The organism is Virgisporangium aliadipatigenens, from assembly GCF_016863615.1.
In the GTDB taxonomy this organism is placed as follows: Bacteria; Actinomycetota; Actinomycetes; order Mycobacteriales; family Micromonosporaceae; genus Virgisporangium; species Virgisporangium aliadipatigenens.
In genome coordinates this window covers 1-14,484 of record NZ_BOPF01000041.1, presented here as the reverse complement: position 1 = coordinate 14,484, position 14,484 = coordinate 1, and the positions used below count along the sequence as shown (strand labels likewise).

Genomic DNA, 14,484 nt, shown 5'->3' with positions numbered 1-14,484 from the left:
GACTGCTCATTCAGGGAACCACCTCGACCGGCTCGTGGTCACGAGATCTGACGCCGGGGACCGGTGAAAACTGGAGCGCGGCGCTCCGAGAGGTCCTGACCGAATCTGCCCTGGCCGACTCGACCCGCAGCGCGCTCACCGAACTGTTGGAGGCCCTGAGCCCACCGGTCCCGCCGGATGGACCGTTCGGGAGTCCGCCGCCCGCAAGATAGCCGACGGCCTGATGGACCGGCCCAGGCCGAACGTCGGCATCCCGGTCGGCGCACCCCGCTTCGGCGTGTGCGAGAAGCGCCTGCAGCGCGGGCTGGTAGCCGAGCGCGGCGACACCGAGCGCGAGGTAGCCCTCCTCGCGCACGGCCGGGTCCTCGTGCCGGATCGTTCACCCGCGATGATCGCTGACCGGGCCGACACCGCCAACCGACTTTGCCGGCCACAGAGGCATCCGCCCCTGCCGCGAGCGACGATGGTCGGGACGAAGCGTCAGCGGCCGGTGGAGCCGTCGATCTGTTCGCGGAGGATGTCGGCGTGCCCGGCGTGCCGCCCGGTTTCTTCGATCATGTGGACCAGGACCCATCGTCGGGTCGGTGGCAGGGCGCGGCCTGGGGGACGGGGCGCCGGCTGGGTCAGGTCGGTCCAGGTTTCGATGACCTGGTTCGCTCGTGCAGTGGTCGCCCGATAGTCGTCGAGCAGGCTCTCGACGGTTTCGTCGCGGGTGGGCCTGAAGGTGCGGTTCATGTTGTTGATCGGTTCTTCGAGGAAGTAGAACCTCTCGACGGCGGTCAGGTGTTTGATCAGCCCGAGGAGGTTGGTGCCGGAGGGCACTCCCGCGGTGCGGACCGCCGGCTCCGGCACGTCGACGACCTTGTTCGCGATCGCGGTGCGGAGGTAGTCGAGAAATCCCCGCAGGGTGGCCTTCTCATCGGGGGCGGTCCACGCGGGACCGGTGTCCTTCCGTTTCCTCTTCCGGGTGGGAGGCGGCATCAGCTTCTCCGATCGTGGCGTTGGACGAGCAGCGCGTGGCGGTCCGGCCTCGAGAGCTTCGGTCATCGATCCGCCCTGCTCCCGAAGAAGTTCACCAGTTCGGCGGTGACGAATTGCGGGTTCTCCTCGGGTAGCCAGTGGCCGGACCCGGGTACCTCGACGGCACGGGTGAGGTTGGACATGACTGGCTGGACCGTCCGGCGGGTGAAGTCGAGCGAGCCTTCGGCCGTCAGAAGCAGTGCCGGCACGGCGATCGGCTTCGCGGCGACGTTGTCCCGCTCGTCCTGGTCCAGGGTGCGGTAGAGCGCGAACCCGCCGGCCAGTACCTGCGGGCGCTGGTACGTGCGGGCGTACTCGTCCATCTGTTGCTCGGTGAACGGAGCCTTCGCGCCCGGGCCGCCGAAGGCGGTCCCGCCGTGGGCGACGTACCCGTAGAAGAGCGCGAGATAGTCCCGCACATCGTCGTCGACCAGCATTTCGGGGAACCGGTCCTGGCTGTGGAACGCCATGTGCCAGCTCACCTGGCGGTAGCTGTTCGCGCTGAGCGCCGGGCCGGGCAGGGGATAGTCCAGGTGGGCGTACTTGACGACCTCGTTCGGGAACTGTGCGGCGTACTGGAACCCGACGCCGGCGCCGAGATCGTGCCCGACCAGGTTGATCTTTCGCAGACCGAGCCTGTCGGCGAGTAGCCCGTGCACGTAACGGGCCAGGGTGGCCTTGTCGTAACCGGCCGGCGCACCCACGCTGTCGCCGAGTCCTGGCAGATCCAGCGCGTACACCGTGTAGCTCTCGGCAAGCGCCGGCATGATCCCACGCCACGCGTACCACGACTGAGCCCAGCCGTGCAGCAGGACGAGCGGCTCGCCGGTCCCGCCGGCGACGTAGTGCATCCGTACGCCGTTGACGTCCGCCATCTCGTGCCGGAACTGACGGTTGAACTCGGCGTCGCCTCGGGTGGCCGAGTCGTAGCCGGCCGAGGCGACCGCGGTCGCCGGCCCCGGCGCCTGCCCGCCGGCGGCCGAGCACGCTGCCGTCAGGACGAGCGCGGCGGCGACGGCTGCCAGGCAGCGCGACCAACGCGCTGCGGCTGTCGAAGTTGCTGCTGATGTGAGCATCGGTGATTACCTCCGCCGACAGCATCACCAGCAGCATTGCCTACTTGCTAGAAATATTGCGGATCCGCATCATGGGGCCATGAGCGTGACTCCCAAAGACGTCCTCGCCGGGGTCGGCCCCCGCCTGCATGCGCTGCGTCGGGCGCGGAACATCTCCCTCGCCGCGCTGGCGGCCGAGACCGGCCTGACCGCGAGCACGCTGTCGCGTCTCGAGAACGGCAAGCTGCGCCCGACGCTGGAGCAGTTGCTTCCGCTGGCACAGGCGCACGGGGTTCCGCTCGATGATCTGGTCGCGGCGCCGCACACCGGCGATCCGCGCATCCACCTGCGCCCCGTGCGGCGATCCGGCTTCACGGTCGTGCCGCTGACCAGGCGGCCCGGCGGCATCCAGGCCTACAAAGTCATCTACCCGCCGGCCGGAACATCAGCCACGACGACACTGCAGACGCACGACGGCTACGAATGGTTCTACGTGCTCAACGGACATGCCCGGCTCGTTCTCGGTGACCAGGAATACCGGCTCGGCCCCGGCGAGGCCGCGGAGTTCGACACGCGCACGCCGCACCAGATCGGCAGTGCCGGCGCCCAGCCCGCGGAACTGCTCACCCTCTTCAGTGCGCAGGGCGAGCGCGCCCACCTTTCGCCCTCCCCGACACCGCACGCCTGAACGAACCGCCTTGAACAAGCCGGGCATGACCATCGCGCGCGCCGGTGCCGTGCGGAGCGCCCGAGCAGGTGCCCGCTCCCTCAGGCGCGCAGGACGGCGCAGCCGTGGGCGGCCAGCCGGTCCGCGTCGTCCTGGGCCAGGCGGCTGTCGGTGAGCAGCACGTCGATCTGCGACAGTTCGCAGACCGAGGCGAGGGCCACGTGGCCGATCTTCGAGGCGTCGGCGAGGACGATGACGCGCTTGGCCCGTTCGACCAGAACGCGGTTGGCGCGCGAACCGTCCGGGTCGTAGTTGGTGCACCCGGCGCGCGCGTCCACCCCGTCGACCCCGACGAACGCCACGTCGAGGTGGTAGCCGGCGAGGAACGCCTCGGCGCTCGGCCCCACCACCTCCTGGCTGCTCGGCCGGACCTCTCCGCCGGCGGAGAAGACCCGCAGGCCGGGGTTGACGATCAGTTCGGCGGCGACGTTGAGGGCGTTGGTGACGACGGTGAGGCCCTGCCGGTCCAGCAGCCCGCGGGCGAACTCGGTGACCGTCGTGCCGCCGGTCATGCCGATGACCCGGGCGCCGTCGATGAACTCCAGTGCGCGCTTGGCGATGCGCCGCTTCTCGGTGAGGTCCTGCGTGGTCTTCAGGCCCAGCGGCAGGTCGTGGAACGAGTCGTGCGGCCGCACCGAGCCGTGGCTGCGGGTGACCAGGCGCTTGCGCTGCAGGGCGTCGACGTCGCGGCGGATGGTGGCGAGCGAGACGTCGAACTCCTCGGCGAGCGCGCGCACGTCGACCACGCCACCGTCCACGATGCGGGCCACCATGGCGTTCAGCCGCTGCGCACGTTGCATGCGCGGATGATACGAACATGCGGCTTCATTGAGCAAACGCGCACTCTCGCGCCACCTCGGTGATTCTTTTGAAGGGGAAGCGCTTTCCGTGACGAATCCGCAATCAGCGGCGCCAAGCAGGGTGCGTACGGGTTATTGACAACGCATGATCGTGCGGTGAAGGTGGCTGCAACGATCAGCAGTGATGCACGTTCACTGAGCGAACGCGCAATATTGCCCGGCTGAAGCGAGGTTCGGCGATGGTCAGGTCCCGAGCAGTACGGTCGATGCTGGTCGCGGGGTGCGTGCTCGCACTCGCGGCGTGCAATGGTGGTTCCGGCTCCGGGGAGCCGCTGTCGGCCCCGACGAGCAACGTGACGATCTCGGTGGTGCTGGCGTCCAACCCGCCCTCGAAGGCCGCGCTCGACGCGTTCACGAAGGAAACCGGGATCACCGTCAAGTGGACCAACGTGGACTGGGACAGTCTGCAGACGAAGATCACCGCGGCGGTGGCGGCGAAGACCTACTTCGCGGACGCGACGAACGTCGACTGGTCGCGGGTCGGCCAGTTGGGCAAGCTCAACGCGTTCTATCCGATGGAACAGCTCATGGACACGGCGGCGATGGCCGCGGACGTGCCGCAACTGACGTCCTTCACCGCCGGAGGGCACGTCGTCGGGATCCCGTACGACGCCTCCTTCTCCGTCACCACCATCAACAAGAACATCTACGACAAGGCCGGGGTCGCGGTCCCGACCACGATGGACGAGTACACCCAGGGCCTCAAGGCGATCAAGGCCAACGGCGCCGTGCAGTACCCGCTCAACATCCCCTTCGCCGCGGCCGAGGGCCTGTCGACGTACTGGTACCAGACGACCGGCGCGTTCGGCGGAACGGTGCTCGACGACAAGTACAAGCCGACCTTCACCGACCCGGGCTCGCCCGGCTACAAGGCCGCCCAGTGGATGGTCGACGCGGTCAAGCAGGGCCTCGTCCCACCGGGGAACATCAACGTCAGCGACACCCAGGGCCAGCAGACGCTGATGGCCAAGGGCGAGGTGGCCAGCACGTTCAGCGACTACTCCGGCATGATCGGCAGCCTGTACGACGACCCGGCCTCCTCCTCGGTCGTGCAGCAGGTGCGCTACCTGCGCACACCCGGCGCCGCCGGCCCGGGGCCCAACAACTCCAACCCCGACGGCGTCGGCGTGCCCCGCACCGCCAAGTACCCGAAGGCCGCCGCGATCTTCATCAAGTGGTTCACCAGCGCGGAGAACCAGGCCGACTGGGCCGGCATCAACGGCGTCGACAAGGCCATCAAGGGCTACCCGCTGCCCTCGCACGTCTCCGCGGTCGAGCAGCTGGCCAGCAAGGGACAGCTGATCGGCGGCAAGGAACTCGCGGAGATGCTCAAGACCTCGTCGCGGCCGATCTTCCCGGGCGGCGCGCCGTCCTGGTACCCGGAGTTCTCCCGGACGGTCTACACGAGCCTGCACTCCGCGGCCGCCGGCGAGATGACGGTGGACGCGGCCATCAAGGCGATCGCCGACACGGCCAACCGGCTCTCGGCCGGCGGCTGATGGCCCAGACCCACGACACCCGACCGTCGTCGGACCGTCGCCCGGCGCCCGGGAAACCGGCACCGTCGGCGGCGGTCCGGCGTCGCGGACCGGACCTGCTGCCTTACGCCCTGGTCGCCCCGCTCGCGGTGTTCATCGTCGGGCTGGCGATCGTGCCGGCGATCTACGCGCTCACGCAGGCGTTCTTCCGGGTGCAGGTGCTCGACCCGCCGACCCGCTTCAACGGCGTCGACAACTTCACCGCCCTCGCCGACAACGCGGCGCTCGTCAAGAGCATGGTCAACACCGCCGCCTACGTGGGCATCGGCGTCACGCTCTCCACGGTGATCGGCATCGCGATGGCCATGGCGGTGCAGCGCAAGTTCGCCGGGCGGTCGCTGGTCATCGCGGCCATGATCCTGCCGTGGGCGTTGCCCGGCGTGGTCGAGGGCATCGTGTGGCTGGGGATCTGGGACGCCAACGTGGGCCTGTTCAACAGCGCGCTCACCACGGTCGGGCTGGTCGATCAGTACCAGGTGTTCCTCGGCGCCAACCGGTGGTTGACGATCCTCCTGATCGAGATAGTCCAGGTCTGGCAGATCGCCCCACTGTCCGCGCTGCTCGTTCTCGCGTCACTGCAAAACATTCCGGGGGAACTGTATGAGGCGGCCGCACTCGACGGGTGCACGGCCTGGAGCCGGTTCCGCAGGATCACGCTGCCGCTGGTGCGCCCCGGCGTGGCGGTGGCGATGGTGCAGGCCCTCATCCTGACCCTGAACATCTTCGACCAGCCGTACGTCCTCAACGGCGCCGCCGAGACCGGGGCGTCGCTGACCATGCAGACCTACTTCATCAGCTTCCAGAACCTCGACTTCGGGCAGGGCTACGCGCTGTCGCTGGTCATCACGGTGGCGACCCTCGTCGCCTCGTTCGCGGTCGTGAAACTGGTCTACCGACGGGTGGAGTACTGATGCGCCGGCTCGGAGTCGCGTTCGTCCTGGTGTGGTCCCTGCTCCCGCTGTACTGGGCGCTGAACATCAGCTTCCAGACCAACGCGCAGATCACCTCCCGTCCCGCGCACTACGTGCCCAGCGACCCGACGCTGAACAACTACCGGGCGCTGCTCGTCGGCGACGGCGACCTGCCCGCCCAGATCCGCCAGTCCGCCGCGAACATCGTCATCGAGTGCGGGCTCGCCACCGTCGTCACGGTCGTGCTGGCCACGCTGGCCGCCTACGCGTTCGCCCGGATGCGCTTCCGCGGCCGCACGCTGCTGCTGTACAGCGTGCTCGCCACGATGGCGCTGCCCGCCTACGCCACGCTGATCCCGCTGTACCGGCTGATGAGCGAGGCCGGCCTGGTCAACACCTACACCGCCATCGTGCTGGTCTACGTCTCCGGGTTCCTGCCGGTGGCCACCTGGATCATGCACAACTACATGGAGGCGCTGCCGGTCGCGATCGAGGAAGCCGCGCAGGTCGACGGCGCCAGCCGGATGCAGGTCCTCACGCGGGTCGTGCTGCCGCTGGCCGGGCCGGGCATCGTCTCCACGACGATCATCACGTTCCTGTTCGCGTGGGGGCAGTTCCTGTTCCCGCTGGTGCTCTCCAGCGACATCTCGACCCAGCCGCTGACCGTGGTCATCACCGCGTTGCAGGGGCGGCGGGAGGTGCCCTACGGGCTGCTCAGCGCGGCCGGCGTGCTGGCGGTGACGGTTCCGGCGGTGATCGCGATGACGCTCAACCGGTACATCGTCAACGGGCTGCTCGCCGGGAGCGTGAAGTAGCCGCGCGCCACGGTGCTCAGTACTGGAACGTCGACACGACCTGTTCGAGTTCGACGGCCATCGCGGCGAGTTCGCGGGCGGACTGGCGGGCCGAGTCGGCGCCGTGCTTGCTCGAGCCGGTGATCGAGGTGAGGCCGGCGACGTTGCCCGCGATGCGGTGCGAATGCTCGGCGATCTCGCCGATCCCGCGCCGGATCTCGTTGGTCATCTGGGACTGCTGCTGAACGGCCGACGCCACCGACGACTGCACCCCCGAGATGTCCTGCACCACCTTGGACACCTCGCGCATCGCCTCGATCGCCTCGGTGGTCGCCTGCTGGATGGCCGAGATCTGCCCGGTGATGTGCTCGGTGGCGCGCGCGGTGCCCTGCGCCAGTTCCTTGACCTCGCCGGCCACGATCGCGAACCCGCGCCCCGCGACGCCCGCGCTGGCGGCCTCGATGGTCGCGTTCAGCGCCAGCAGGTTGGTCTGCGACGCGATGCCGGTGATCGTTTGCACGATCTTGCCGATCTCGATGCTGGCGTCGTGCACCCGCCCGACGGTCTGCGACGCCGCGTCGACGATCGTGACGCCGCGCCCGACCACGGTCACCGAGTCCTCGCCGCTGCGCGCGATCTCGTTGCTCGCGAGGTTCACCTGCTCGGCCGCGGACTTCATCGTGGCGACGTTGGCGGAGACCTCGTCGGTGGCGACCGAGACCTCGCCGACCCGTTCGAACGCGCTGTCCACGTTCTCCCCGAGGTGGACGGAGAGCGCGCTGAGGTCGCCGGCCGAGCCGGTGAGCGCCTTGGCCCGACCGGCCACCTGGGTCATGCTCTCGCGCACCGCCTCGACCGCCTGTCTCAGCGCGCGCGACATCTCGGCCATCTCGTCCCGGCCGCCCGGATCCGGGATCGCGGTCAGGTCGCGTTCGGCGAGCCGGCGCATCGCGTGCGCGACGAGGTCGGCCGGCACGGTGATGCTGCGGGTCACGATGAGCGCCAGCAGGATCGCCAGCACCAGCGCGAGCGCGCAGCCGAGCACCATCATCAGCTCCGTGCGGGCCGCGGACTCCTCGGCCGCCGCCAGGGCGAGGTCGCTGCGCTGGGACACCGCGACCACCAGTTTGTCGGCGTACGTCGTGGTCTGGTTGAACGCCGCGTAGAACTGGTCGTCGAAGACCTGGAAGGCCTCGCTGACGCTGTTCGCCTTGAGCAGGGACACCCCGGCGGCCTCGGTGTCGAACATCGCGGTGAGCCCGGCGACGACCTGATCCAGCATGGCCCGCTCGACCGGCCGCATCGCGAACCGGCGCGCCGCGGCACTCTGACCGTTCACCAGCGCCTGCAGATCGGCCACGCGGCGCCGGTTCGCCTCGTCGGCCACCACGTCGCTCGGCTTCGCGGTGTAGGGCACGTTCACCAGGTACCCCAGCACGTGCGAGAACAGCTCGGTGGCGTCGAACTTCAGCTCCAGGCTGGTGCGGCTCAACTGCTGCAGGTCGGCCGCCTGGCCGCTGAGGCGGGCCTGCCACCGCGAGCCGCTGATGCCCACGCCGGCGACCGCCGCCAGCAGCACACACACCACACCGAACGCGTAGATCATCCGCGAGCGCAGCCGGAGCCGGCGGATCAGCCCTACCATGGCGTGCTCCTCTGCTCGACCGTCACTCGCCGACGGTGATGACTCTGGAGGACAGCCGGTCCGCGACGGCCGCGATGGCCCGCACGGCGGTGTCGACGGACTCCTCACCCGCGGCTGCCGCGTGCAGGTGGGTGTAGACGGCTGCGGAGAAGTGCGGGTACCAGGACGGCGCGCCGGTGCCGAAGATCGGCCGCGACGAGGTCTTGAGCATGGTGGCCAGTTCGGCGCCGCCGATGAGCTGACCCTTCTCCGCGAGCTGCCGCACGGCGCTCAGGTGCGAGGGGAGCGAGTAGTTCGGCATGGCCTTGTCCACCCCGTTGATGCCGGCGAAGTCCGCCTGGTTCCCGGCCGAGGTGAACCACTCGATGAACCGCGCCGCGGCCTTCGGGTACTTCGCGTGCACCGGCACCCCGATCCCGTCCGGGATGGAGTTGTTCACCGGGGTCCCCGGCGTGGCGACGTAGGCGATCTTGTGCACCACCGACGACGCCGACGGGACGTCGTACAGGGTGCCGATGTTGCCCGAGTAGTCGGCGAACGTGCTCGCGGCCAGCCCTTTCGCCATCACCGTCTGCTGGGCCTGGCCGTCGGCGAGGTCGAGGTTCCCCGGGGGAACCAGGCCGCCCCGGTACGCGTCGACCATCCACTTCGCCGCCCGGTACCCGGGGGAGGCCGGATCGGCGAAGTGCTGCTTGTGCTTCTCGTCCAGCACCGTGCCGCCGAACGCCGCCGTCACCTGGTACCAGTACGTCGAGAGCCCCTCGGCCGGCGCGAACGGGATGCTGAGCGGATACGCCGCGACGCCCTTGCTCTTGATGGTCCACAGGGCGGCGGTGTACTCCTCCATCGTGGCCGGCGTCGCGCTCACCCCCGCCGCCGCGAACATCTCCTTGTTGACCGTCAGCACGTCGAACATCGCGTCGTACGGGATCCCGATCACGTGCCCGTGCGAGGTGAACGACGTCAGCTGCGGCATGTCCTCGGCGAGCGCCTTGGTGTCGATCAGCGTTTCCATCGGGTAGAACGCGCTGAGCCGGGACAGCTGCCCCACCCGGGACCAGTCGACGTCGGTGGCGTCGGCGAAATAGCGCCGCGCCTTGGTGGCCGCGAGAATCTTGGTCTGGAGGCTGTCCCAGTCGGTGACGACCCAGTTGACCGCGATCCCCGTCGCCTTGGTGAACGCCGCCAGCGTGGCCTTCGGCGGCGGCTCGTTGAACATGTCCACCGTGATCGTGACGCCCGTCGTGCGTTCCGACTCGTCGGTGCCCTCCAGCGAGGCGTTGACGCCGCAGGCGGAGAGCAGGACGGCGACGCCGAGCCAGCCGGCTCGGAGGGCTGCGCGCACGTCGCGAAGGTTCACGGGCTCATTTCAGCCGCTCGGATGGTTTCGCGGCGGAAAACGCCGAATCCGACAAGTGTCGGCCGCCGGGGTGGTAAGAGCCGCGGCGGCTTCCTGTCGTGCGGGCCTGGATGCGTGTCCGCCTGTGGCGTTTTCCTTTCGTGCGGGCCTGGACGTGTCCGCCCCGCGGCGGCTTCCTTTCGTGCGGGCCTGGATGCGTGTCCGCCCCGCGGCGCCGACGCGGGCCGCGGGGCGGGACGTGCCCGTTACGCCGCCGCGCAGGAGCGGTCGCCGGCGGGAAGCTCACCGGTGGCGAAGAAGGTGTTCATGGCCCCGATGGCGCAGGCGTTCGGGTTCATGTGGATGGCCACGCCGTGCCCACCGGCGTCGACGTCGACGAGGACGGCGTCGTTGCCCAGCGCCCGCCGCATGCCCTGCGCGGTGCGCAGCGGCGTCGCCGGGTCGCGGCGGTTCTGCAGGATCAGGACGTTGCGCAGGCCCAGGCTCCGCACGTCGACGTCCCGTTCGACCGGCTTCACCGGCCAGAACGCGCACGGCGCGACGTTCGACGGCGCCCCGGCGGTCAGCGGGAAGGCGGCCCGGTCGGCCGCGGTGTTGCGCTCGTACACCCGCACGTCGCGGGTCCACGCCGTGTCGCCGCAGCTGATCGCCCAGCCGACCGAGAACAGGTTGTCCTGCGGCACACCCGGCATCGTGCCGCCCGCGACCAGTCCGTTGGCAAGCGCCTCCACGACGGCGCCGTCCTCCGGGGTCTGCCGGCCCGCGGCGAAGTTGCCGGCCGCCCGCCACAGCAGGCCCATCGTCGGCAGCGGTGCCTCGGGCGTCGCTGTCAGGTTCTGGTCCTGGTAGGACAGCAGGAAGGTGAACAGCCGGAGCAGATTGCCGTTCAGCGGCGCCTTCGTGCCCGGCAGGCTCACCGGCGCGCGATCGAGCTGAGCCGCCGTCGCCAGGAACGCCTCCCGCACCTGGGCCTCGGTCGAGCCGAAGCGCACCTCGTCCCGGAACCGGACGCCGAACGCGGCGAGATCCGGCCAGCGGTCCTCGAAGGCGCCGGCGAACGTGCGAAAGTCCTCGTAGCCGCGCAGCTTCGGATCCACCGAACTGTCCAGCACCATCCGGTCGATCGTGCGCGGGAACAGGGTGCGGTACACCGCGCCGAGGTACGTTCCCCACGAGATGCCGTAGTACGACACGACCCGCTCCCCGAGCGAACGGCGGATCTGGTCCATGTCACGCACCACGTTCGCGCTCGTCAGGTAGGGCAGCAGCGGGCCGGACCTCTCGCCGCACTGCTTCGCCATCCGGCGGGAGTACTCGACGTTGCGCCGGATCGAGCCGTCCGCTCCCGGGAACGAGAAGATCCCCAGTTCGAGATCGCGGGTCATTTCGTCGGCGGTCCGCCCGCACTCCATCGGCGTGCTGTGCCCGATGCCCCGCGGGTCGAACGCCACCAGGTCGTACCGGTCGAGGACCTCCGTCGGGAAGTGCTTCGCGAACTCCGACGGCGCGTCGAGACTGGGGCCGGGGCCGCCGCCGTTCATCAACATGACGCCCTTGCGCTGCTCCGGCTTGGCGGCCTTGATCCGCGAGACGGCCACCTCGATGGTGCGCTTGCGCGGAGCCCGGTAGTCCAGCGGAACCTGAAGCGTGCCGCACTCCTGACGCGGGTCGCGTTCGGCGCCGGGTGGCAGTTCCGGACACTCACCCCAGCGGATCGCGGCGGCGTGGGGGATCGTGGTCGCCTCGGCCCGCGGCAGCGTGGTGGCGGATACCCCCGCGCCGACAGCGATCACGGCGGCCACGATGGTCAGCCGTTTTACTGTGCCGTTCATGACGTAGCGCCCTTCGTGAATGGGTTCTCATGATCGAAATGAGCCTATGAACGAGGAACCGGGGCGGCTATCCAGCCTGCTGTACCGTTTGTCGGTAGCCAGCGGGACAGTCCCGTTCGCTCGCGCTCGGAGGTGATCGCGGTGCACCCGGTCTAGCGACGGCCCCGTCCCGGGGCTGCGCGGAACCGAAAGGTGCCCGTATGAGCAGGACCGACAAGACCCGGCCGCACTGGGTCAGAATGGCCGATACGCCGGGAGTGACGAGCGTTCCCGTGCATGATCACCGATTCGGGCCGTGCACACTGCCGGCGACCGTGGTGCCCTCCACCGGGCGCTGCCGCTGGATCGGAGCCGGGTACCACGTACTCGGGTGCGACGGGGGTAGTTGCAGCCGCGAGCGACAGGAGCACCGCCGCCGGGAGAACAGGCGGGAGCGGTACCGGGTGCGCCGTCAGCTGCGCGGGTATCGCGGGTAGGCCTGCGACGTTTCGCTGGGGTGGAAACCCGCGCGCGGGGTGTCTGGGGCGTGCGCTACGCTGTACCGGCTGTCGGCGTTCAGGCGTCGGCAACGGGACGTGGCGCAGTTTGGTAGCGCACTTGACTGGGGGTCAAGGGGTCGTCGGTTCAAATCCGGCCGTCCCGACACACGAAACAGCAGGTCAGGGCCGGTTCTTCCGCACAGGGAGACCGGCCTTATTTGCGTCCGGACCCCGGCGGGGAGAATCCTGGGAGACGATCTTCGCGAAGTCATTCGCCGGCCTCCCGCGCCCGGTCATGTAGCAGGCGATCCAGCGTCGCCACGGGTGAGCCCGGGGCCAGCGCCCGGCGGGCATCCAGCGCCTCTACCCACCGCCCGGTCAGCCCGTCCAGGAGCTGTGCCCGCATCGGCGCGGTCACGTGGGTGTAGCGGGCTTGCACCGAGCCGTCCTCGTGTCCCATCCGCTCATCCATGAGCTTGGACGGGATCGCGAGTTCCTCCATGACGGTCTTGTGGGTGTGCCGCAGCCCGTGCGGGGTCAGGCGCGGCGCGAGGGGCAGCCAGCAGGCGTCGGCGCGGCCGGAGGCGTTGCGTCCCCGCACCGGGATGCCCGGCCACGGTTCGCCGAGCACCGGCACCGGACGGGCCGGGTGTGGCGCCTTCGGCGGATACTGACCGGTGACAGCCGGCTGGAACAGCCACGTCGCGAACCCGTTGCGCCGCCAGTGCGCGGCCGGCTCGCCACCGCCGCCGCCCGGGACGTAGCCGAGTTCAGCCGCCGCCAGCTCAACCCGGGCACGGGTGGCTTCCGGTACCGAGTCCGGACTGTTGAGCACCGCCGACACCGTGCCGGTCGACAACCCGGCACGCCGCGCCACGTCGACGAGCTTCGGCCCCGGACGACGGGCGGCGCCATTGGCCGCCCCCAGGCCCCGGAACACGTACGTGAAGCCGTGGCAGCCACAGCGCTTCGGCCGGTTCCGGGCGACGTGATCGCTCAGCAGCATCGACAGCCAGTCCGGGAGGTCGAGGGTCCGGCGGGACTCGTCCTTCGGCGGGCACCGGTCGAACACGCCGTTGTCGAGTTCGTAGAGCTGCCACTCGACTCGGAGGTGTTGCGGGCGAAGGTAGGGGAGCTCCAGGCCGACGAGTTCGCCCCAGCGCAACCCGGTATAGCCCATCGTTACCACGGCTACGAACTCGTCGTCACGGCCGGACAGCAGCGCCGCGCGTTCCGCGATGAGCAGGATCCCGAGCGTGGTGGTGATGGCCCGCTCCGGTGCACGGGTCCGTGAGCGGCTGGTGCGCCGGCCCCGGTTGCGGCGCTGGGCCGCCGGGTTGGCGTCGCGCAGTCCCTCTTCGACGGCGTCGGCCAGGATCAGACGCAGCACCTTTCGGCGGCCGGAGATGCTTGTCTCGGCGTAGCCGGCGGCCCGTTGACGTTTCTCCCAACCGGCGATGTCAGACGGCCGGATCTCGCCTATCGGCGTTTCCTCGAAGGCCGGCAGCAGGTGCCCTTCGATGTGTCGCCGGTAGGTCTGCATGGTCGACGGCCGTAGATCCTGCACCGCGAACCAACGGTTGGCGAAACTGCCGAACAGTTCCTGGCCCGCCGCCGGGTCCCGATGGGTGCCGGCCCGGACCTTCACCTCCTCGTCGTCGGCCGCCTGTTTCGCCTCCCGGCGTGTCCGGAACCGGATCGTCTCACCGTGGGCGTTCGTCACCGTGCCGTACTTGCCCGACGGGAGCTTGTAGCGGCCCCGCCAGTAGTCGCCGCGCTTCTCGGCGTATCCCATCGTGTTCTCCTTACGCGGCCGGCGGATGACCGGCCGACTGCTGCATCCTGCGGGGCACTCGCGATCGCAACCGCCCGCCGTCGACCGTCTCCGCCGCCGCAGTCCTCCGGCGGATCTGTCCGGCCGATTCCGGACCGGACGTGGGCGCCGGGCGCACCTCAAAGAGTTGAGCGATCTCAGCGACCTGCTCCGCAGTGAACTTGTAGGCGCCACCGATCCAGCAGAACGGCACCCGGCGTTGTCGAGCCTGTTCCTTCACCCACCATTCCGAGCAGCGCAGCATCACGGCGACCTCTGCGGGGAGGTAGAACGTCGGTGGCTGCTGTACCGGACCGGTCATCGGTCGCGCTGTCCTCTCCGTTCAGGCGTCAAGTTGGGCTTGACGGTGTTCTTGCTATGCCGCGAGGGCGGTAGCGATGTCCTGGGTGGAGATGGGGTGTTCTCTGGCGGCTGCTGCGGCGGCCTCGG

At 69.6% G+C, this 14,484-nt stretch carries 13 protein-coding genes and 1 tRNA gene; 5 read left to right on the top strand and 9 right to left on the bottom strand.

Annotation, left to right across the window (positions count from 1 at the left end; all coding sequences use genetic code 11):
• Positions 1–10: 10 nt before the first annotated feature.
• The 3 genes from Val02_RS38960 to Val02_RS38950 form a co-directional block, all read right to left on the bottom strand.
• Complete coding sequence (locus tag Val02_RS38960; RefSeq protein ID WP_203904352.1) at positions 11–355, bottom strand: hypothetical protein; 345 nt, start codon at positions 353–355, stop codon at positions 11–13.
• 125 nt (positions 356–480) lie between these two features.
• The gene (locus Val02_RS38955; protein ID WP_239153670.1) at positions 481–1,047 is read right to left on the bottom strand and encodes a DinB family protein; all 567 of its coding nucleotides are present in this window, start codon (positions 1,045–1,047) and stop codon (positions 481–483) included.
• Positions 1,044–2,096: an alpha/beta fold hydrolase gene (locus Val02_RS38950; protein WP_203904351.1), complete on the bottom strand. Its 1,053-nt coding sequence runs from the start codon at positions 2,094–2,096 to the stop codon at positions 1,044–1,046. Before Val02_RS38950 ends, Val02_RS38955 begins: the two co-directional genes overlap by 4 nt.
• Before the next feature lie 79 nt (positions 2,097–2,175).
• On the opposite strand from Val02_RS38950, the gene Val02_RS38945 reads away from it, so the two are divergent.
• The gene (locus Val02_RS38945) at positions 2,176–2,763 is read left to right on the top strand and encodes a helix-turn-helix domain-containing protein (RefSeq protein WP_203904350.1); all 588 of its coding nucleotides are present in this window, start codon (positions 2,176–2,178) and stop codon (positions 2,761–2,763) included.
• A gap of 80 nt (positions 2,764–2,843) precedes the next feature.
• Here Val02_RS38945 and Val02_RS38940 read toward each other — a convergent pair whose 3' ends face one another.
• Positions 2,844–3,602 (bottom strand): DeoR/GlpR family DNA-binding transcription regulator, encoded by a 759-nt coding sequence (locus tag Val02_RS38940; protein WP_203904349.1) that lies wholly within the window; start codon positions 3,600–3,602, stop codon positions 2,844–2,846.
• 266 nt (positions 3,603–3,868) lie between these two features.
• On the opposite strand from Val02_RS38940, the gene Val02_RS38935 reads away from it, so the two are divergent.
• Genes Val02_RS38935 through Val02_RS38925 form a run of 3 tightly spaced genes read left to right on the top strand, consistent with a single transcriptional unit; the run spans position 3,869 to position 6,926 of the window.
• Positions 3,869–5,161, top strand: a complete 1,293-nt coding sequence (locus Val02_RS38935; RefSeq protein WP_203904348.1) for an ABC transporter substrate-binding protein — start codon at positions 3,869–3,871, stop codon at positions 5,159–5,161.
• The gene (locus Val02_RS38930) at positions 5,161–6,111 is read left to right on the top strand and encodes a carbohydrate ABC transporter permease (RefSeq protein WP_203904347.1); all 951 of its coding nucleotides are present in this window, start codon (positions 5,161–5,163) and stop codon (positions 6,109–6,111) included. The genes Val02_RS38935 and Val02_RS38930 overlap by 1 nt, the downstream gene beginning before the upstream one ends.
• Entirely contained in the window at positions 6,111–6,926 is an 816-nt protein-coding gene (locus Val02_RS38925) for a carbohydrate ABC transporter permease (RefSeq protein WP_203904346.1), read from the top strand. Before Val02_RS38930 ends, Val02_RS38925 begins: the two co-directional genes overlap by 1 nt.
• Before the next feature lie 16 nt (positions 6,927–6,942).
• Here the strand turns inward: Val02_RS38925 and Val02_RS38920 are convergent, their stop codons facing one another.
• The 3 genes from Val02_RS38920 to Val02_RS38910 all read right to left on the bottom strand — a co-directional run bounded on the left by Val02_RS38920 (position 6,943) and on the right by Val02_RS38910 (position 11,742).
• A complete protein-coding gene (locus Val02_RS38920; protein WP_203904345.1) occupies positions 6,943–8,550 on the bottom strand; it encodes a methyl-accepting chemotaxis protein in 1,608 nt (535 codons plus the stop codon).
• Positions 8,551–8,572: 22 nt separating this feature from the next.
• The gene (locus Val02_RS38915) at positions 8,573–9,895 is read right to left on the bottom strand and encodes an ABC transporter substrate-binding protein (RefSeq protein WP_203904344.1); all 1,323 of its coding nucleotides are present in this window, start codon (positions 9,893–9,895) and stop codon (positions 8,573–8,575) included.
• Positions 9,896–10,155: 260 nt separating this feature from the next.
• Positions 10,156–11,742 (bottom strand): alpha/beta hydrolase, encoded by a 1,587-nt coding sequence (locus tag Val02_RS38910; RefSeq protein ID WP_203904343.1) that lies wholly within the window; start codon positions 11,740–11,742, stop codon positions 10,156–10,158.
• Positions 11,743–12,311: 569 nt separating this feature from the next.
• Here Val02_RS38910 and Val02_RS38905 point away from each other — a divergent pair.
• Positions 12,312–12,385: transfer RNA gene (locus tag Val02_RS38905), tRNA-Pro, on the top strand.
• 104 nt (positions 12,386–12,489) lie between these two features.
• Here Val02_RS38905 and Val02_RS38900 read toward each other — a convergent pair.
• Positions 12,490–14,016, bottom strand: coding sequence for a tyrosine-type recombinase/integrase (locus tag Val02_RS38900; protein WP_203904342.1), 1,527 nt, complete (start codon positions 14,014–14,016; stop codon positions 12,490–12,492).
• Between the two features lie 10 nt (positions 14,017–14,026).
• Positions 14,027–14,356: a helix-turn-helix domain-containing protein gene (locus Val02_RS38895; RefSeq protein WP_203904341.1), complete on the bottom strand. Its 330-nt coding sequence runs from the start codon at positions 14,354–14,356 to the stop codon at positions 14,027–14,029.
• Positions 14,357–14,484 lie beyond the last annotated feature (128 nt).